Source organism: Arcobacter suis CECT 7833 (genome assembly GCF_003544815.1).
GTDB lineage: Bacteria > Campylobacterota > Campylobacteria > Campylobacterales > Arcobacteraceae > Aliarcobacter > Aliarcobacter suis.
Genome location: NZ_CP032100.1, coordinates 512,986 through 533,321 on the forward strand (window position 1 = coordinate 512,986; position 20,336 = coordinate 533,321).

Consider the following 20,336-nt stretch of genomic DNA (forward strand, 5'->3'; position numbering starts at 1 on the left):
TTAAACCTCTATACTAAAAGAAGCACCTTTATCTTTATTAAAAACTTTTATTTTTCCTTTAAAATGTGATTCTATAATCATTTTTGACATATAAAGACCAATTCCACTTCCTTTTTGTTTTGTTGTGAAATATGGATCAAATATGTGATTTATGTATTTGTTTTCTATTCCACCTGCATTGTCTAAAATAGTAGTTATTATTGAGTCATTTTTTTCGTTTATTGAAATAATTATTTTCGGATTTTGTATTTGTCTTGAAATCAAAACATCTTTTGCATTTGTTAAAATATTTAAAATTACTTGAGAATATTCATTTTCATAAGCATTAATTTGTTTATCTTTTATAACATTAAATTCAAATTCTATTTTGTTACTTTCAAAAATTGGTTCCATTATTTCTAAAGCTTTTTTTACAGCAACACTGATATAAAAAATCTCTTTTTGTTTATTTGGTTTATAAAAGTCTCTAAAATTATCTATAGTTTTGGACATAAAATCTAGTTGAGCATTTGATTCTTCAATTTTTTCTTTTAAATATTTTTTATCCAAAGGTTCATCTTCAAAAGCTAATTGTAAATTCATATTTATAAAACCTAAATGTGTTAAAGGTTGTCGCCATTGATGGGCAATATTGTTTATCATTTCTCCCATTGAGGCTAATTTACTTTGATGAATTAGAAGTTTTTCTTTTTCATTTTTTTCTTCAACCATTTTTTTTAGGGTGTATCCAAGAGCAAAACTAAAAATTAAAGATTCAATTGGTGCTGATAGATGTACGGTATAAATTCCACTAATTTCAATTGAATCAAGTTCTGTTAAAAAAAGAAATAGAAAAACAATAAACCAACCTAATGTATAAACTATATGAAGATAGTTTTTTTGAAATACTGAAATTAAACCTGCAAGTGTTGATATAAAAAAACTTACATAAAATGGCATATATTCATATAAAATTGAATATTTAAAAATAAAAATAGCAAAAATATCAAGAATATTTACTCCTATTAGAATCAATATTATTTTATTCATAAAAGGCATAGTAACTTTAGTATTTAAAACTTCCTTTGCAAATAAAAGAGTAAAAAGTAAACTTCCTGTTTCAAAAATATCAGTGAGAGCTTGTTCAAGAGTTGTTACATATGATTTATAACTTAAATAAGTAAAAGCGCATAATGTTAAAAGAACAAAAAGTTGCATAATTGAATAATATAAAAAATAACGAGTTTGTGAAGAAAAATAGATAATCAAATAGTACAAAAACGCACAAAAAATTATTCCATAAGCTACTCCATACAAAATTCCTTCATATTTTAATAAATATTTATATTCAAAATTATTTATATATTTCCAACGAAATTCAGCTTGTTTTGACTCTTTATATTTATATTTAAAAAAAAGTTCTTTTTTTTGATATTTATCTAGTTTTATTACCATAATATCATTGATTGTTTCATATATTGCATTTGTATAAATTAGACTTTTTTCATCTGAAACTATAGTCAGATAATAAGTTTCATCTTTTAATTGTTCTAAATTAACATCAAATTTTATTGTAAATTCTGAGAGTTGTTTATCTCTATATTCAAAAAAAGATAAATCTTTAAAATTTATATGATCTTCTGCAACATAATCTTTTATTAAATCACTGCTAAAAAGATTTGAGAAAAAAAGAGTAAAAAGGATTAAATATTTCATAATCATATTATACTAATAAATTAATTAATATTAATAGTAATTATCATAATTTATATTTTTTATAGTATAATTCCGCCATGAGTATAAATGAATTTAAAAATATAAAAATTTTATTTGTTGAAGATGAAGATAATATTAGAATAAATGCTACTTCATATTTAAAAAGATTATTTGATGAGGTTTATGAAGCAAAAGATGCTTTTGAAGCTTTTGAAATAATTGAGTATAAAAAACCACATATAATAATTACAGACATAAATATGCCTAAAATAAATGGTTTAGAAATGATAAAAAAAATCAGAGAAAAAGGTTTAGATACAAATATTATAGTTTTAAGTGCATTTACCCAAACTAGTTATTTATTGGAAGCTATTGAATTAGGACTTGTAAAATATTTAGTAAAACCAATTCGGCATGAAACTATTTATCCTGTTTTAACTCAATGCGTAAAAAAAATTAAAAATGATAATTCAAATATAAAATATTTTTCAAAAGATTGTTATTTTGATATGTTAAATAAAATATTAATAAAAGATAATCTAAACATAAAACTTACAAATAAAGAGTCAGATTTATTATCTTTATTATGTGAAAATAAAAATCAAACAGTTTTTTATGAAACAATTGAAGCTGTAGTTTGGAATGATTCTTTTATGAGTGAAGATGCTATTCGTTCGGTTGCTAGAAATCTAAGAAAAAAACTTCCAAGAAATTGCTTGGAGAATTTTTCTAAAATTGGATATAAAATAGTTACTTTAGATTAAAGTTTAACCCATTTGGAAATATAAAAATAAAATCTCTTTTTTAATATTTAGTTTATATTTTTCTATATCAAGATTTCTTATCTCTTTTGAGTTTTTCAAAGTATCTACATCTTCGATTGCTTTAAATCCAGCAGCATATTCTTCTTGATTTAACTGTAATAATTCTTCATAAAGTTTAATATCATTTTGTGCTAAATTAATTCTTTGTTCATATTGTTTTATTGTTTCAAAAGAAGTTTCATAGATTTTTTCTAATTTAATATAAGTTAAATCTTCTTCTTTTTTATTTTGTAAAAAAACTAATTTTGAGTGTTGAATATCATTTGAAGACGTTAAACTCAAGGGAATACTAACACTTGCTCCATATTTATAATAGTCATCGACATTATCATTTGTATCTGAATTATTGTATCCAGCCGTTCCATTTATTTTAAAAGATGGTAAATAACTACTTTTTGTTTTTTGATATTGGGTTTGACTAATTTTTGATTCCATTTGGGCATATTGTTTTTGTGAAGATTTATCTAAAAATTCTTCTTTAGAAATAAGAGAAATATCTGGTAAATTGATATTTGAAATATCATATGAAGTTAGTTTTTTTATCTCATTTTGGTATTTTACTTTTTCTAGCATTAATTCCATTTTTGTATCTTCAAGAAGATTTTTTGTCATAATTGCATCATTTAAATCGCTAATATCACTCTCTCCATTTTTATATTGAGATTTTTTTATACTAACTTCAATTTCTTTATTTTTAACATTTAAAATATTTTGTTTAATAGTAAGATTATTTACTAATAAATTTATAATATTGCTATATAACAAATATAAATCATCTTGATTATCCATTTGTATTTTTAGAGCCTCTTGGCTAAAAAGATAATTTGCATAATCAATTTTGGCGCTTATCCCACCAAAATTATAAACTTCTTGGGTTAAACTTAAAGAGTAATCTTTACTTTCAAAGTTTTCATTATCTTTACTTTGACTAACACTTAAATCAATATCACTGAGCCAATCATATTGATTTACTTTTTGTTTTTCTTCAATACTTTTGATTTTAAGTTCTTTTATTTCATTTTTTAAAGGTAATAAAACACTAATTTCTTCTTTTGCAAAAACTATAGAAACAAAAAAAATAGGTAACAAAAATCTTTTCATTATTTAAACTCCACATTTACACTTTGACCAAAATCTTTTGAGTCAATTTCAATTTCAGCTTTATATGCTGAAATAAAAGTTTTATCAGGTGTAATATCTAGTTTTTTTATAGTAGCATTTGATTTTTTACCATCTAAATAAATCTCTTTGGATTTTATATCTTTATAATCTTCTTTATTTAAATACAATACAAGCTTTGCTTTACTTGTATCATAAGCGGTTGCTATTTTTGTACCTGCGTTTACATAATCATATTTATTTACAATAAACTCTTTTAGATATAAATTATTTAAAGTTATCTCTTTTTTATTTAAGATGTCTTTTGTGTTTGTTATTGAAAGTTCAAGATTTTTTATACTATTTTTTAATTCAATAATTTGCATATATTTTTCATCTTTTTCATAATCACTTTTTCCAGTAATTGTTTTGTATTTATTGTAATAATTTTCCAAAATTACAAGTTTTTCATTTAAAAGTTTTAGTTGAGTTTGATAAAGATTTAAATTTTCTTTTTCAAGAACATTATCAATTTTTACAATAACGCCATTTACTATACTCATCTCTTTTGTTTTATCAAGAAAAGTAATTTCTCCATTTGTATTTGCATATATACTAAATTCGTCTTTTGGTTCGATTTTTGCTATATAGTTATTGGCAAATAAAAGAATTGGAAGTAGTAGAAAAAAATATCGTATCATTTTTAGTCCTTGATTTTAAATAAAGTTGCAAAAAGTGCAGGAACATAAATAAGGTTCAAAATAGTTCCCCATAAAATACCAAATCCTAAAGAAACGGCAATTGGTTGAAGCATCACAGATTCTCCTGTTGGGAAAAATATTAGAGTAAATAATCCTAACATAGTTGTTATTGAGGTTATTAAAATAGGTCGAACTCTAAGTCTAGCTTTTTCAAAAAACTCTTTTCTAGTTCTTGTATGATGTAAAAAATCTAACATAATAATTCCATCATTAATTACAACTCCTGCAAGTCCTAGCATTCCTATCATTGATTGAGAATTTAGATTTATTCCTATAACAAAATGCCCAATAATTGGACCTAAAATGCTAAAAGGAATAACAGAAAGAATAATAAATGAACTTTTAAAAGAAGGGAAAATAGTCAATAAAGTAATAAAAATTAAAAACATAGCTACTAAAAAAGCTTTTATTAAATCAAATGCCATTTGTTCACTTTTTTCTTTTTCTCCACCAAAATTAATATTAACACCATCATTTTTTATGGTATTAATATTTTCTTCTAATAGATTTAATACTTCTGTTGAATTTACAATATTATTATCAACATTTGCTAATACTTTTTTATAAATCTGTCCATTTATTTTTTCAATCTCTTCAAAGTTTCTTTCTATTTTAAAATCCACAACTTCTTTTAATTGAACAAATTGTTTATTATCTAAAGGAATATAAAAGTTTTTTAGTTCATTTAAACTATCTTTATATATTGATTTTGTGGTGATTTTGATAATTCCATCTTCGTTAAAAGTATTAGCTTGTTCTTTTTCTAAAAAGAAACTATTTATTGCATTTGCTAAATTACTATCTGTTAATCCAAGTTGTTTGCCGTAAGAATTGATAATATATTTATATTCACTTTGTCCAAGTACCGTATTATCACTAATATCTTTAACTCCATTAATTGTGTGAAGTCTTTCTTTTAATTTTTCAATACTTTGGATTAGTAATGTAGTATTTGCACTATTTAAAAGAATTTCAATATCAGTTGTTACTCCACCAATTCTATTTGTTGTTACATTATGTTCAACAGCATTATCTTCTTTTAGTAAAGGATTAATTAAATCTCTTATCATATTTATAGCTTCATTTGAGGTGATTAATCGAACTTTATTAGTTCTTTGAAAATCAAAACTTAGATTTAAAATAGGATTAACATAATTTTCTAAAAAGTTGTTTTCTCTAAAATCTTCAAGCTCTAACAAAAGAGTAAATCCATTTTCAATTGTTTCACTAGAATCAGTTATATCTTCATAAAATCCAACAGTTGTGTTTATATTTTTAATGTATATCTCTTTTGCATGATTTGATAAAGCTTCTTCATATTTTTTTGCAATTTGATTAGTGATTTCAATAGGAATAGAATCTTCAAGTTTGACTGATAATTTAATATTATTTGAGTCCATATCAGGGAAAAGTTGAAATCTACTACTTTGAATAAGTAAAATAGAAACTATAGGAATAGTTATAAAAAAAGTGATTAAAAAACTTCTTTTGTATTCAATAACTTTATGCAAAACCATTTCATAAAAATTATAAAGTTTTGTCCAATCTAATTGTTTTTCGTTGGCTTTTAAAATCTGTTTAGAGTGTAAAGGTAAAAATAAAAATGATTCAAGAATTGAAGAAATTATTAAACAAGAGATTATAATAGGAATAAGTTTCATTAAAAGACCCATTTCTCCACTTATAAACAGCATTGGTAAAAAAGCAAAAATTGTTGTTAATCCTGCAATTATTACAGGAGCAATCATTTGTTTTGTACCTTTTAATACAGCATCATTAATCTTATAACCATCATCGAGGTATCGTTGAATATTTTCACTTATGATAATAGCATCATCAACAACAATCCCCAAAGCAATTAACATAGCCATCATTGATACCATATTTAAACTATATCCCATTATTTCAATAAACAATAAAGCAATAACAAATGAAAAAGGAATTCCTAAAATAATTACAAATGAAAGTCTTGGACTTATCAATATATACATTGCAAGTCCAACTAAAATAAGCCCTAAAACAATATTTGAAAGAATAGTTTTGATTCTTTCTTGAATAGGAGCTGAGTTATCCCTTGAAATACTTAAAGATATATCAGAATTATTTTGTTCGGTTTTTTTCAATAATTCTTTTATATTTTCTACAAGTTTTATACTATCTCCATATTTATCTTTATAAACACGCAAAGTTATAGTATTTTCACCATTGAGTCTAGCAATCGTCTCTTTTTGTGGATAATCAATAGAAATATTAGCAATATCGCTTAAATAAACTTTTTTATCATCTACTTTTATAATACTATTTTTCCAAAACTCTTCATTAAATTTGTTATTTTGAGCACTCAAATAGATATGATTACCAACTTGTTCAATATTTGCTACTGGATAAATATAAGATAATTGAGATATTGCATCTATTACGCTAGAACTATTTAGTCCATACATATTAATTTTTTTTGTATCTAACACTAAATCAATTTGTAAATCAGCATCGCCGTAGTTATTAACTTTACTAACATGTTCAATTTGCATTAAAGATGTTCTTAAATTACTTGCAATTTTAATTAATTCTTTTTGTTCATATTTTGAAGAGTTTAATGAAATAGTTAATAATGACCACCCATAATCAATACTTCGAACAGTAGGTTCTGTCATATCAGAAGGAAAATATCTTTTTGCAGCACTAACTGCATCTTTTATTTCATTGATTTTTTCAATTTTATCAACACCATCTTGTAGTTCAATTTCAATAGAAAAATATCCAGAATGAATAAAAGAGTTTATTTTTCCTAAGCCAGAAATAGAGTTAATTTCATTTTCAATTTCACTTACTGCAAAATTGTTTAAATTATCAGCACTAGCTCCACTATATGAACCTTCAATTTCTATCATTTCAAGTTCAGTTGAAGGAAAAATTTCTTTTGGAATTTTAGTGTAAGAAAAAATCCCAAGGATTAATATAAAAACTAATATCGTATGATTTAAGTGGGAATTTTTGAAAAAATAATTGATTATTTTGTACATGGAATGATTTTAAACCTTTATAAAATTTGAAATTAAAATATATGAAAATGGTTTAATACCCTTTCATATATCTGCCCATTTGAGTGATTAAATCTAAAAAAAGACTCTTTAATATGATCTTGAAGATTTTCTTTTTTTATGCCTCTAAATTTTTTTAGACGAGTGTCAATAAAAGTTTGTACGCTAGTATTTGTAGTATAAAACCCTAAAATCGTAAAATTCTTAGTATATTTATTATAAATAAGTCGAACAGAATTGTTTTTTTTATGGTTTACAAAAGTTTGTTCTAGCTTATTTTGTATAAAACTATTTATATTTGGGAAAATAAAACTTTCTTTATCTAAAAGAACAATTTTATTTTCTTCTTGAAGAAAATAGATATTTTTTTCATAAATTTTCATATAAGTAATATTCAAATCAATTTCACCATTTTTTGAATTAATATAAGAGTCAAATAATATTTCTCTAAATATTTTGTAGTAACTATTAATTGTTTGTCTACTTATATTTAATTTCTCTGCTGTTTGACTTGCTGTAAAATCTTTTGAAAAAAAGTAGCAAATTTTCTTTAACTGAGAAGTTTCAATTTTAATCTTATTTGTAATGATATTTTTGTTTTCTAATCTTGACATAATCACAGTATATATAAAAAAAATGGCTAAAAAATGGCTAATTCAAATATTTTAAGTAAAGTTTCATTCCTTGTCATGAGTCTTTTTTGAATCAGAGTATATTAAGTTAAATGTGGAAATAATTCCACCTATTAATGAGACTAATTATCATAATTAAAAAAACAAGGAAACAAATTGCGAAATATAAAAAGAAGAATAATTCCACTATCACTTTGTCTATCAATGATTTTAGGAAGCCAATTATTTGCTGAAAATACAGATACTTTACTTGAAGAAGTAGAAGTTTCGGAAAATAATAATTACTATATTGAGAATGGTGTAACGGAAGGAGTCGATTCATATACTACTAAAAGTATGAGTACTTCTACAAAAGTTGATTTATCTCCAAAGGATACTCCTCAAACTGTAATGGTTTTTACAAGACAAAAACTTGATGACCAGAATATAACTTCTTTTCAAGATTTATTAGCAAAAACTCCAGGTGTTACAATAAATAAATGGGATGAAAGAGTTATGCCTACAGCAAGAGGTTTTAGTGTAGATTATTATTTATTTGATGGAATGCCTACTTATCAACAAACTGCAAATGATATAGATTTAGCTATTTTTGATAGAGTTGAAGTAGTTAAAGGTGCAAATGGATTGATGACAGGTGCTGGAAATCCAGCTATGGGGATGAATTTTATTAGAAAACATGCAAATTCTAAAGAATTTGTTGGAACAGCAAATTTATCTGCTGGTTCTTGGAATAATTATAGTTCTACGGTTGATATTCAATCTGCTTTAAATGAAAAAGGAAATATTAGAGCAAGACTTGTTGCTAAACATCAAGATAAAGAATCATATATGGATAATTATGAAAAATCAACAGATGTTTTATATGGTGTGGTTGATATGGATTTAACTGATACTACATATTTGTCTTTTGGTGGAGGTTATGAAGATTTACAAAGAGATGGTGTACGATGGGGAGGATTACCAGCTTTTTATACTGATGGAACAAGGACAAGTTTTGATAGATCAAATACAGTTTCAGGCGATTGGACATATTGGGATGTTAAAACTAAAAATTATTTTGCAGATTTGAAACAATATGTTTATGATGATATTTCTTTAAATTTATCAGTATCCAATCGAGAATTTGATACTGATACAAAACTTGCATATTTTAGTGGAAAAGTTAATAAAGCAACAGGACTTGGAACAGGCTCTCCTTCTCGATATACAAGTGAAAGAACAGAAAATGAAAATAATATAGATTTATATGGTTCTATACCTTTTGAAATAGCTAGTTTAGAACATGAGATAGTGGTAGGAACAATGTATAACAAACATAAAGTAACAAAAGATAATTGGGCGAATGCAAATCTTACAAATGTAACAGTAGATGTTTTAAATATAGAAAATCCATATTCAAATTGGACTTCTAGCGGTAATAATGTATTAAATCAAACAACACAAAAAGGTACATATTTAGCTGGAAAATTTTCTTTAATGGAAGATTTAAAACTTATAAGTGGATTTAGGGTCTCAAATTGGGAATATGAAGTGGCAAATGGAGTAGGAAATAGAGAATTTGAAAATGAAATAACTCCTTATGTTGGGTTGATTTATGATATTGACAATAATCACAGTATTTATACTAGTTATACAAATATTTTTAAACCACAAAGTTTTAAAACAGCTAATGGAGATTATTTAGATCCTGTTGAGGGACAAAGTCAAGAAGTTGGAGTAAAAGGTGAATATTTTAATGGAAACCTAAATACTTCAGTTTCATTATTTAAAATTGAACAAGATGGTGTTGGTGAAAAAATTGATGGCGTATTTGTTGTTAATACAACTGAATCAGCTTATAGAGCAGCTAGTGGTGTTGAGAGTAAGGGTATTGAATTTATTGCATCGGGAAAACTTACTGATAATTTAGGCTTAGATTTTGGTTTAGCAAACTTTGAGGCGAAAGATGCAAAAGGTAATAAATTTAATACAGATTCTTCGAGAACAACAGCAAATTTATTTGCTAAATATACTATTAATGATTATCGATTTGGTGGTGGAATAAATTACAAAAGTAAAATATATTCAGGCACAGGTGTTAATGAAATCGCACAAGATGGATATTTTACAAATGATTTAATGGCAGGATATAAAATTAATAAGAATTTTGATTTGCAATTAAATGTTAATAACATATTTGACAAAGTGTATTATGAAAGACTTGGGGCTAATTCTATGGTTTATGGTGACCCTAGAAATGCCACACTAGGGATGAAATATACATTCTAGAAAAGAGGCTTTAAAAGTCTTTTTTTAATAAGGAAAAAAATGAAAAATATTAAAAGAAAAATAATTCCACTATCACTTTGTCTATCAATGATATTAGGAAACCAATTATTTGCTGAAAATACAAATACTTTACTTGAAGAGGTTAATGTTTCAGAAACTGCACAAAATGGAACTGCTGAAAATGGATATGTGGTGAAAGAGACAACTGGAATCGGAATTTGGGATAAAAGAAGTTTGCAAGATACTCCTTATCAAATGAGCATAGTTTCACAAGATATGATAGAAAACACTGCAAGTGGAATTGACCAAATTTTTAAAATGAATCCAGTTGTTCAAGTAACAAGAACTTCAACTTCTTCTCATAGTTGGAATACACCTGAAATAAATATAAGAGGATTTAGTGCTTCAGGAAATCACATTTTAGATGGTATACCATTTTCTTGGGTAGAAGGGGTTACAACAGAAGAACTTGAAAGAATAGAAGTATTAAACGGACTATCTGGATTTTTATATGGTGTTGGATATGTAGGAGGTGCAGTTAATTATGTAACAAAAAAACCGACATTAGAAAGAATTACAGATTTAACTATTGGAAGTACTGGAAATGAAGCAGCTTATATACATGCTGATTTAGGTGGAAAGATTGATGAAAAAGGAAAATTCTCTTATAGATTAAATGCTTTAAAACAAGATGGTGAGACTTCTATAAAAGACCAAAATATAGATAGAGAATTAATAACTGGAGCATTAGATTGGAGAGTAACTGATGATTTACTTTTAACATTTGATGCTTCGCATAAAGAGAATAAAACAGATAAATTAACTGCTTCGTTTTCTAGTAATCAATCTGCAAGTATTTTAGATCCAAAACAAGGATATTCACCTGCTTGGACATTTTCTGATACTTCTCAAGATAGATTAGGATTTAAATCTTTATGGCAGATTAATGACAATGTAAAACTTAGAACTGGATATATCCATCTTGAACATGAAAATGATATGTCTATGTCTTACGTATATGATAATTATGATGGAACATACAGACTTAACTATTATAGGGCTTGGCCTCAGACATCAACAACTCAAGGTGCTTATGTTTATACAGATATTGATTTTGATACTTTTGGAATTGAACATACCTTAACAATTGGTGGTTCTGGGAATAAAAAGAAAAGTAATAGTATTGATGGTGCTTGGGAATGGGTTAATTTAGGTAATTATACATTAGACCAATTAAATAATGTATCAAAACCAACTTATATCGGTAGTACTAATAATAAAACTTATTTATCTAGTCGTAATGAAAAAACAAATCTTATGGTTGGTGATGATATAAGATTTAATGACCAATGGAGTGCATTAGTTGGATTTAATTATGCAGAAGTTGAAGAAAAAAATTACAATATTAATGGTGAAAAAACTGGTGGATATGATGCAAATGATATAACACCAAGTATATCTTTAATCTATAAACCATTTGAAGATTTGACAACTTACACAACATATATGGAATCTTTAGAAAGTGGTACTATTGTTGGAGATTTATATTCAAATGCTGGAGAAATCTTTGACCCTTATGTAAGTAAACAATATGAAGTTGGAGCAAAATACTCTATTTCACAAAATTTACTTTTAAGTTCAGCATTATTTAGAATTGAAAAAGCAAATTCATATGAAGAACAAACTTCTTCAAAACCAATATTAACTCAAGATGGATTAGTAATTCACCAAGGTTTAGAGCTAACGGTAACTGGAAAATTAACTGATAATCTTACCGTTGTAACTGGTGGAACAATTATGGATTTAGAAATAGATAAAGCTGAATCAAATGAAGGTAAAAAACCTACAAATGTAGCTTCTAAAATGGCAAAACTTTATACCGAGTATAATATTCCTACGGTTCAAGGTTTAGCATTAACTGGTGGAGCTTATTGGACAGGAGAATCATATAGAGATGGCGCAAATACAGATGTTATTCCATCTTATACAGTTTATGATGGAGGATTCAGATATAAAACTAAATTAGATAAATATTCGACAACTTATATCGTTAATGTTACAAATCTAACTAATAAAGAGTATTGGAGAGGTTCAACATCTTTTGGTGAACCTAGAAATATAGCTTTATCTATGAAAGTAGAATTTTAATTAACAAGTAAAATTTAGAATGAATAATATTAGAGGAAGTGTAAATTGGCAGGATAAATTTTATTCTGATGTAACTAATCTAGTTGGAGATTAACACAAGATGATGTAGTTATAATAAATTTAATGGGTAAATATGAAATTCCAAAAAATTTATCTGCTCAGCTAAATGTTAATAATTTATTTGATAAAGAGTATTACTCAAATATTGTTTATGATATGCAATATATTTATGGTGACCCCAGAAATACAACTTTATCGTTGAATTATAAATTTTAATAAAAAGAGATTTTAAAAGTCTCTTTTTATATATAGGAAAAAAATGAAAGAATTAATAAAAAACTTATCAACCCCAGAACAAAGTGGAAAAAGAATTGGGTTATTTAGAACTCTCTGTGCTATTTTCGGAGGACTTTTAGTAGCTTATTTAGGAATGACTTTACTTCTTTATATAATTCCAGGAACTCCTGGTGAATCTATTATCGTTCCTTTACTTCTTAATACCATGGCTTGGGCAGGAGTTGCTTTATGGATAAGTGTTTCTTCTACTAAATTAAGTGCAATATTGAGAGTTGTAATTCCTTCTTTGATATTTTCAATTCTTATAGCTATTTTATATAATATTTAAGGTAAAAAATGAACGAAAATTTAGAAAAAGAATCAAATAAACTATTTAAACAAAGACTCCAAAGAGTTCATGTGGCAACGGGAATAAGTTTTTCTTTACTTATGTATGTGGCTGTATTTTTTGGAGTATTTGCTATTTTATTACCTTATATTCAAGTTTGGGAAAAACCTTCACGGCATTATCAGATAGCTGATATTACGAAAATAGATTATGGTTCTATGATTGACCCCGTTTTAGCAGATTCTGATTATCCAAAAATGAATGGTGTTACTATTATTCTTCCAGGTTATATGGAAGATCCATCTCTTAGAATTAGAGCTCCTTATACAAAAACGAGAGTATTTAATCCAAATACAAATCAAGAAGTAGAAAATGAAGATGACCAATCAGAATTAGCAAGATTTTTAAATCACATGCATTATGGAAGACCTTTTAAAGATGTTGGTTATTTAATATTTGGTTTTACGGCTGTTGCTTGTATGTTTTTGGTTATTGGTGGAGTTATTTTAATCTTGAAAATAAAATACAAAAATGATGGTAAAAATCCTGCAAGTAAATTTTCAAAGTGGCATAGAAAAATTTTTACTTGGGTATTTCCTCCTTTTATTATTATCACGCTAACGGGTGCTTTTATGAACATAGGATATGATGGTTCTGCTCCTATGACTTCCCTTGCTTCAAAAGGTGAAACAAGTCGAATTTTTCAGCTTACTGAACCGATTCTTTTTCCTGAAGAGCCAAAAATAGAAAAGAAAAATGACACTGCTTTAATGCTTCCTATGAATGAATTAATCAAAAAAGCAAAACAGATAAATTCAGATTTAGATTTTCAAAGAATAGAATTAATTAATTGGGGTGATTCAAGTGCTACTGCAAAACTTGAGGGATATAATCCTTATATGCCATTTTTAAATGGTATTTCAAATAAACCTAGTATTACTCTAAGTGGAGTTGATGGAACTTTAATAAGTGAACACAAAGTAATGGATAAACATTGGAGTGGACTTTTTTATGACAGTATTTTTTTCCTACACTTCTTATTTGGTGTTGATACTTTTACTAGATTATTTATTGCAACTTTAATGACAATTTCTAGTTTTGCTTTAGGTTTTGGAGTTTTATTATGGCTTGAAAAAAAGGCTAGAAAATTCCCAAATCATATCCCCGTTTATCAATGGATGGGAAAATTATCACTTAGTGTGATGATAGGGGTGATTCCTGCAACTGGATTTTTATTTGTAAGTCAATGGTTATTTCCTTTTGATTTAGAAAATAGGGTAGCTTTACAAAAAGGGCTTTTTGGTCTTTTTTGGTTAGCAACTTTAACTTGGTCTTTTTATCGATTAAATTCATATCAAGCTGCAAAAGAGTTTTTAATTTTAGGTGGAATTTTATTTATTTTAAGTCCAATTATTCACTTTATTAATAGTGGATTTTCACCAATACAACTTTGGAATGAAAATATGTTTAATATTTTAAGCGTTGATATTGGTTTATTTATTTTTGGTGTTATTTTACTTTTTGTGGGAATAAAGTTACCCCAAGATAGAGTTAAAGTTCAAGAATTTTGGGCTAAGAAATTTTAAAAAAGGATTTTTATGAAAAGATTTATATATATTTTATTTTTAATTACTACATATTTACACTCTCATGAATTAATGATGAATGTAATTGATAATAAAGATAATACAGTAACTGTAATAGGTGGGGAAACAATTGAAGGTGCGATGATAAAATTTGAATCATTACAAACAGGTGAAGTTATATTTAAACAAAGATTACCTCAAAAAAGTGAACTAACTATTACTATTCCAAACGAACCATATCAAATAGTTTTAGATGGAGGTCCAGGTGAAAAAGTTATTAAAGATGGAATCAATTTAAAAGGAGAAAATATTGATAAATCAGAAATAAATCCAACAGTAATAGAAAAGTTAACAAAAGCCGAACACGAAGTACATGAGTGGGATAAATTAACTACAATTTTATTTTCTATTGCCTTTATATTACTTCTTTTAACCATTTATTTTAGTGCAAGAAATAGTAATAAAATTTTATTATTGTTAAAGGAAAATAACTAAACTCACAATATCAATTTTAATAACTATTATCAATTTTTATAAAAAATTAAGTTTTACTTTGTTAGCATGCCGTTAATATTTTGTTAACAAAGTATAAATTTTATTAATTAAATAAAATATTATAGGGTATTAAATTGAAAGAAAATAAAGATAAACACCTAGAGTCAAAAGAGATTTTTGATAAAGAAAAAACTATTGAAATAAAGCATGATGGACAGTCTTATTATCTTAAAATTACTAAATCAAATAAATTAATACTCACTAAGTAACTACAAAATAATTAAAACATAGCCAGCAACAGTATATAGTTCTCCTACACATAGCCAGCCAAAAATTAAAATATCAAACAACTGTTATCAAATAAAATAATAAATTAATTTTTATTTGAGAATTATTAATTTCTTGGAGGAAATGAGTGAATAAATATATTGTAAATAAAAAACATAAAACAGCAAATTATTTTGGTGCCTCAGTGGTAACAGCGGCAGTTTTATTAACAACGCCTATTCTGCTAAGTGCAGAATCTACAGTTTTAGATAATGTTGAAGTTGAAACTAATCAAAATATAAATTACGGTGAAACTTATAAAGTAAATAAATCTTCATCTTCTAAAGTTACTCAAGATTTAGTAGATACTCCACAAACTATTCAAGTTATTACTAAAAAAGTAATGGAAGAACAACAAGCAACAACTTTAGTTGAAGCTTTAAGAAACACTCCTGGTATTACATTAAATCTTGGTGAAAATGGAAATACAAACTCTAAAGATAATATAAATATGAGAGGTTTTGATGCTCAAGGAAGTATTTACAAAGATGGAATTAGAGATTTAGCAAATTCAAGTAAAGATACATTTAACACAGAAGCTGTTGAAGTTACAAAAGGTGGAGTTGGAGCTGATAATGGAAGAGGTGTTTCATCTGGATATATAAATCAAGTTACAAAATCTGCTACAAATAAAGATCAAGTTGCAGGAACAGTTGGTTATAGTACAGCAGAAAATGCAAGATTAACAGCTGATTTAAATAAAAAATTAAATGAAACAACAGGTGTTAGATTAAATGTAATGAAACAAGATGGTGAAGTTGCTGGAAGGGACGAAGTTGAAATTGATAGAGCAGGAATTGCTGGTTCTATTGGATTTGGAATAGGAACGGCTACAAGAACAACTATTAATTATGAACATACAGAACAAGATGATGTTCCAGATGGTGGAATTCCAACAGTAGGATTAGAAGGAAGTGCACAAAAAGCTGATACTTCTAAATTTTATGGAAGCGTAAATGATTTTGAAGAAGCAAAAACTGATGCCTTTACTCTAAAATTTGAGCAAGATGTATCAGATAATACAATATTTACAAATACTGCAAGATATGCAAAAACAACACAAGAGATGTTATTAACTTCTCCATCTAATTTCTCAACTGCTACAAATACAGTAACAAGATCAATGCATGCAAGATGGCAAGAAAATGAGATATTAACAAATCAATCAAATTTTACAACAGAACTACAAACTGGTATGTTATTACATAAAATTAGTACAGGTATAGAATTAACAAAAGAAAATCAACTTACAAAAAATTATACTGCACAAACTGCGCAAACTTCAAATCTATATAATCCAACAAATATTTCTTGGGATGATTTAACTTTTTCTGGTCAAAAAAGTGATGGAGAAACTACAACAGTTGGAGCTTATTTATTTGATTCAATAAATATTGGAGAAAAAGTTATTTTCACAGGTGGAGGAAGATTTGATAAATATGATACTACAAATGACATAATTTCAAGTACTTTAGTTCCATCAACAATAGAGGATAAAGGACATTTAAATAGTTATAAAGCAGGTTTAGTTTATAAACCAGTAGATAATGGAAGTGTATATATTTCAAGAGCAACTACTCAATTACCTCCAGGTGGAGCAAACTTTACTTTAAGTGCAACAACTACAAATGCTAATAATCCAGATATGGAACCACAAAAATCAACTACTGATGAAGTGGGTACAAAATGGGATTTATTGGATAATAAATTATCTTTAACAACAGCTCTTTATAAAACAGTTGTGGAAAATGAAACTATGACTGAATCAGACGGAAGTACATCTCAAAATGGAGAAAAAGAGGTTAAAGGTATAGAAATCGGTGCAGTTGGTGAAATTACTGATAAATGGAGTGTAAGTACAGGTTTTGCAAAAATGAATACAGAATACACAAATTCTACATCAACAAATGAAGGTTTGAGTTTAAGATTCTCACCAGAGCATACAGCAACACTTTGGTCAACATATAAATTTACTCCAATATTTAATGTAGGAGTAGGGGCAAGATATATAGGAACACAAACTATTGCAACAAGTACAACTTCAACTCCTCCTGTTAGTAAGATTGAGGATTATACGGTTTATGATGCAATGGCTTCTTATAAATTTAATAAAAACTTAACTTATCAGTTAAATGTGTACAACTTAACTGATGAAGAGTATGTGTCTAATGTAAATAATTCTGGAAGAAGATACACTCCAGGAGCTTCAAGAAGCGGTTTATTATCTTTAGCATATAAATTTTAATTAATTCAATCCTTAGGGATTGAATTATTATTTTATAAATTAAATTACCTATAATTTTATTTACAAAGTAATAAAAGGGAAAATATATGATATTACATATACCAAATGTTCTAAACCAGAATCAAATAAAAGAGTGTAGAGAGTTATTAAATAAAGCAGATTGGATTGATGGAAAATTAACAGCAGGGAACCAAGCTATTAATGTAAAAAGCAATCTTCAATTAGCAGAAAATAACCCTTTATTACAGTATTTAAGAGATTTAATAACACATGCTTTAAAAACAAATCCTTTATTTGTAAGTGCCACTTTACCAAATCATATAATTTCACCTTTTGTAAATAGATATGAAAATAGTGCCTCTTATGGAAATCATGTTGATAACTCGATTTTATACGATGCAACGGTTGGAAAAAACTTTCGTACAGATGTTTCAAGCTCTTTATTTTTTACAGACCCTGATGAGTATGAGGGTGGTGAAATGGTTATTGAAGATACTTTTGGATTACATGAAGTAAAACTTCCAGCAGGAGATTTGATACTTTATCCCTCAACTTCTTTACATAGGGTTGAACCAGTAACCAAAGGCGTAAGAATGGTTAGTTTTATGTGGACTCAAAGTATGGTAAGAAGTGCTTGGAAAAGAAATATTCTTTTTGAACTTGATAATACAATTCAAAGCTTAAGGGCAAAACATGGAGAAACTCAAGAAACTTTAAACTTATCTATTCATTATCATAAACTCATTCAAGAGTGGGCTGAACTTTAATGATAAAAGAAAAATTAGATTATATTCCAAATGATTTAGTTTCATTAGAAGATTATGAACGATATGCCAAAGAGAGAATGGATTTTAATTCTTTAGCATATATTTGTAGTGGTGCAGCAGATGAAATAACTTATAAAAGAAATAATGAAGCCTTTAAAAATATTTTTTTAGAAACTAAAACCTTAGAAGATTTAAGTGGAGCTAATACAAAAATAGAATTATTTGGACAAAGCTACGAAAGTCCAATTTTTTTAGCTCCAGTTGCTTATCAAAGATTAGTTGATGTTAATGGCGAAATAGCAACTGCTCAAGCTTCTAATGCTATGAATACTTGTATGTGTGTTAGTTCATTTTCAAGTTGTACTTTAGAAGATATTTCAAATACTACAAGTTCACCTCTTTGGTTTCAGTTGTATATTCAACCTGATATGAATGTAAATATTGAACTTATCAAAAAAGTTGAAAAACTTGGATTTAAAGCATTAGTTATCACAATAGATGCTCCAATTTCAGGTATTAGAAATGCCGAACAAAGAGCTGGATTTTATTTTCCAAATGGAATAAGTGCAATAAATTTAGAAAATATAAACTCTATTCAAACAAGTAATAATTTTGAAAATATATTAGATATTGTAAAAACATTGCCAACTTGGAAAGATATAGAATTTATCAAAAAAAATACAAATTTACCAGTAATTTTAAAAGGAATAACTTCTGTAGATTATGCAAAAAAAGCAGTTAGTTTGGGAATAGATGCAATCATAGTTTCAAATCATGGAGGCAGAACAATTGATACTCTTCCTGCAAGTATAGAAATTTTGCCAAAAATAGCAAATGAAATAAAAGGAAAAATTCCTATACTTTTTGATGGTGGAATAAAAAGAGGAACAGATGTTATAAAAGCCATATCTTTAGGTGCAAGTGCAGTTATGATAGGAAGACCTATTATGTATGGACTGGCAACCGCTGGTGCTTTAGGTGTGGCTCATACTCTAAAAATTTTAAAAGAAGAACTTGAAGTTTCTATGATATTTACAGGTTGTAAAAGTATTGAAGAAATGAAAAGTTTAAAGATTATTAATAACAGTTATCAGTTTCGTTAAAAAATCGTTAAAACAAATAATATAAAATTCACATATTAAAAAAAGGAGTTAAGATTGAAAAAATTTATTTATTCGATTTTATTATCATCTTTTGCAGTTTTAAATGCCAATGCTCACGGTATTTGGTTAGAACTTGATGACAAAAGAGATGAGGCAAAATTGTATTTTGGTGAATGGGAAAATGGTAAAGCTGAAAGTGGAGAAAAACTTCAAAGAATAAAAGGTGAAGATGTTTATCCAAAAGAGTTATTAAAAGAAATAGTTAGAAAAGATAATCATATTTCATATAACTTAACAAAAAAATCAGATTTTGCAGTAATTGAATCAGGAGAACCTAGAAAAGGTAAAAATGATGAAACAATTAGTAGAAAAATATCTTACGCAAAAGCAGGAAGAACAAATACAAATTCAATAATTGCATTTGATATAGTTCCCGTAAAAGAAAATAGTAATACTTTTAAATTAGTTTACAATAATGAACCAATGGTAAAAACAAATGTTACAGTGATTTCACCTACAAAATGGGAAAAAACTTTTAGAACAGATGATAAAGGTGAATTTACTATTCATACTCCATGGATTGGAAAATATTTACTTGAAGTTAGTTTTGAAGATGCTACAAAAGGTGAAATTGATGGAAAATCTTATGATAAAACAGTTCATTCTCTTTCATATATGATTGAAGTAAGTCAAGGTTTACCTTGGGATTTAAAAAAGTAAA

General features: G+C 26.6%; 17 protein-coding genes. 12 read left to right on the top strand and 5 right to left on the bottom strand.

Going from position 1 to position 20,336, the window contains the following annotated elements; translation table 11 throughout:
* Complete coding sequence (locus ASUIS_RS02515; RefSeq protein ID WP_118887627.1) at window positions 1-1,695, bottom strand: sensor histidine kinase; 1,695 nt, start codon at window positions 1,693-1,695, stop codon at window positions 1-3.
* A 77-nt stretch (window positions 1,696-1,772) separates the two neighbouring features.
* Between ASUIS_RS02515 and ASUIS_RS02520 the strand changes: the two genes are divergently transcribed.
* The gene (locus ASUIS_RS02520; protein WP_118885570.1) at window positions 1,773-2,459 is read left to right on the top strand and encodes a response regulator transcription factor; all 687 of its coding nucleotides are present in this window, start codon (window positions 1,773-1,775) and stop codon (window positions 2,457-2,459) included.
* A gap of 3 nt (window positions 2,460-2,462) precedes the next feature.
* Here ASUIS_RS02520 and ASUIS_RS02525 read toward each other — a convergent pair whose 3' ends face one another.
* Genes ASUIS_RS02525 through ASUIS_RS02540 form a run of 4 tightly spaced genes read right to left on the bottom strand, consistent with a single transcriptional unit; the run spans window position 2,463 to window position 8,033 of the window.
* A complete protein-coding gene (locus ASUIS_RS02525) occupies window positions 2,463-3,620 on the bottom strand; it encodes a TolC family protein (protein WP_118885571.1) in 1,158 nt (385 codons plus the stop codon).
* Window positions 3,620-4,318, bottom strand: a complete 699-nt coding sequence (locus ASUIS_RS02530) for an efflux RND transporter periplasmic adaptor subunit (protein WP_118885572.1) — start codon at window positions 4,316-4,318, stop codon at window positions 3,620-3,622. Before ASUIS_RS02530 ends, ASUIS_RS02525 begins: the two co-directional genes overlap by 1 nt.
* Before the next feature lie 2 nt (window positions 4,319-4,320).
* Window positions 4,321-7,401: an efflux RND transporter permease subunit gene (locus ASUIS_RS02535; protein WP_118885573.1), complete on the bottom strand. Its 3,081-nt coding sequence runs from the start codon at window positions 7,399-7,401 to the stop codon at window positions 4,321-4,323.
* A 32-nt stretch (window positions 7,402-7,433) separates the two neighbouring features.
* Window positions 7,434-8,033, bottom strand: a complete 600-nt coding sequence (locus tag ASUIS_RS02540) for a hypothetical protein (RefSeq protein ID WP_118885574.1) — start codon at window positions 8,031-8,033, stop codon at window positions 7,434-7,436.
* A 174-nt stretch (window positions 8,034-8,207) separates the two neighbouring features.
* On the opposite strand from ASUIS_RS02540, the gene ASUIS_RS02545 reads away from it, so the two are divergent.
* From ASUIS_RS02545 to ASUIS_RS02595, 11 genes are all read left to right on the top strand, one after another.
* Window positions 8,208-10,319 (top strand): TonB-dependent siderophore receptor, encoded by a 2,112-nt coding sequence (locus tag ASUIS_RS02545; RefSeq protein ID WP_226799968.1) that lies wholly within the window; start codon window positions 8,208-8,210, stop codon window positions 10,317-10,319.
* Window positions 10,320-10,358: 39 nt separating this feature from the next.
* Complete coding sequence (locus ASUIS_RS02550; RefSeq protein WP_118885575.1) at window positions 10,359-12,467, top strand: TonB-dependent siderophore receptor; 2,109 nt, start codon at window positions 10,359-10,361, stop codon at window positions 12,465-12,467.
* Window positions 12,468-12,590: 123 nt separating this feature from the next.
* On the top strand, window positions 12,591-12,743 hold the full coding sequence (locus tag ASUIS_RS02555) for a TonB-dependent receptor (RefSeq protein ID WP_118885576.1): 153 nt from the start codon (window positions 12,591-12,593) through the stop codon (window positions 12,741-12,743).
* Window positions 12,744-12,786: 43 nt separating this feature from the next.
* Window positions 12,787-13,092, top strand: coding sequence for a hypothetical protein (locus ASUIS_RS02560; protein WP_118885577.1), 306 nt, complete (start codon window positions 12,787-12,789; stop codon window positions 13,090-13,092).
* Between the two features lie 8 nt (window positions 13,093-13,100).
* Window positions 13,101-14,678 (top strand): PepSY-associated TM helix domain-containing protein, encoded by a 1,578-nt coding sequence (locus tag ASUIS_RS02565; protein WP_118885578.1) that lies wholly within the window; start codon window positions 13,101-13,103, stop codon window positions 14,676-14,678.
* Window positions 14,679-14,690: 12 nt separating this feature from the next.
* Entirely contained in the window at window positions 14,691-15,173 is a 483-nt protein-coding gene (locus ASUIS_RS02570) for a hypothetical protein (protein ID WP_118885579.1), read from the top strand.
* A 134-nt stretch (window positions 15,174-15,307) separates the two neighbouring features.
* The gene (hemP, locus tag ASUIS_RS02575) at window positions 15,308-15,442 is read left to right on the top strand and encodes a hemin uptake protein HemP (RefSeq protein ID WP_204513362.1); all 135 of its coding nucleotides are present in this window, start codon (window positions 15,308-15,310) and stop codon (window positions 15,440-15,442) included.
* Window positions 15,443-15,588: 146 nt separating this feature from the next.
* Window positions 15,589-17,745 (top strand): TonB-dependent siderophore receptor, encoded by a 2,157-nt coding sequence (locus tag ASUIS_RS02580; RefSeq protein ID WP_118885581.1) that lies wholly within the window; start codon window positions 15,589-15,591, stop codon window positions 17,743-17,745.
* Between the two features lie 86 nt (window positions 17,746-17,831).
* Complete coding sequence (locus ASUIS_RS02585) at window positions 17,832-18,512, top strand: Fe2+-dependent dioxygenase (protein ID WP_118885582.1); 681 nt, start codon at window positions 17,832-17,834, stop codon at window positions 18,510-18,512.
* Window positions 18,512-19,615, top strand: a complete 1,104-nt coding sequence (locus ASUIS_RS02590) for an alpha-hydroxy acid oxidase (protein ID WP_226799970.1) — start codon at window positions 18,512-18,514, stop codon at window positions 19,613-19,615. Before ASUIS_RS02585 ends, ASUIS_RS02590 begins: the two co-directional genes overlap by 1 nt.
* A 54-nt stretch (window positions 19,616-19,669) precedes the next feature.
* Window positions 19,670-20,335, top strand: coding sequence for a DUF4198 domain-containing protein (locus ASUIS_RS02595; RefSeq protein WP_118885583.1), 666 nt, complete (start codon window positions 19,670-19,672; stop codon window positions 20,333-20,335).
* The last annotated feature ends 1 nt before the right edge of the window (window position 20,336 follow it).

Bases quoted from the DNA above. Each gene is read 5' to 3' on its own strand.
- ASUIS_RS02515 (WP_118887627.1), bottom strand. From the start codon at position 1,695: ATGAAATATTTAATCCTTTTTACTCTTTTTTTCTCAAATCTTTTTAGC.
- ASUIS_RS02520 (WP_118885570.1), top strand. From the start codon at position 1,773: ATGAGTATAAATGAATTTAAAAATATAAAAATTTTATTTGTTGAAGAT.
- ASUIS_RS02525 (WP_118885571.1), bottom strand. From the start codon at position 3,620: ATGAAAAGATTTTTGTTACCTATTTTTTTTGTTTCTATAGTTTTTGCA.
- ASUIS_RS02530 (WP_118885572.1), bottom strand. From the start codon at position 4,318: ATGATACGATATTTTTTTCTACTACTTCCAATTCTTTTATTTGCCAAT.
- ASUIS_RS02535 (WP_118885573.1), bottom strand. From the start codon at position 7,401: ATGTACAAAATAATCAATTATTTTTTCAAAAATTCCCACTTAAATCAT.
- ASUIS_RS02540 (WP_118885574.1), bottom strand. From the start codon at position 8,033: ATGTCAAGATTAGAAAACAAAAATATCATTACAAATAAGATTAAAATT.
- ASUIS_RS02550 (WP_118885575.1), top strand. From the start codon at position 10,359: ATGAAAAATATTAAAAGAAAAATAATTCCACTATCACTTTGTCTATCA.
- ASUIS_RS02555 (WP_118885576.1), top strand. From the start codon at position 12,591: ATGGGTAAATATGAAATTCCAAAAAATTTATCTGCTCAGCTAAATGTT.
- ASUIS_RS02560 (WP_118885577.1), top strand. From the start codon at position 12,787: ATGAAAGAATTAATAAAAAACTTATCAACCCCAGAACAAAGTGGAAAA.
- ASUIS_RS02565 (WP_118885578.1), top strand. From the start codon at position 13,101: ATGAACGAAAATTTAGAAAAAGAATCAAATAAACTATTTAAACAAAGA.
- ASUIS_RS02570 (WP_118885579.1), top strand. From the start codon at position 14,691: ATGAAAAGATTTATATATATTTTATTTTTAATTACTACATATTTACAC.
- ASUIS_RS02585 (WP_118885582.1), top strand. From the start codon at position 17,832: ATGATATTACATATACCAAATGTTCTAAACCAGAATCAAATAAAAGAG.
- ASUIS_RS02590 (WP_226799970.1), top strand. From the start codon at position 18,512: ATGATAAAAGAAAAATTAGATTATATTCCAAATGATTTAGTTTCATTA.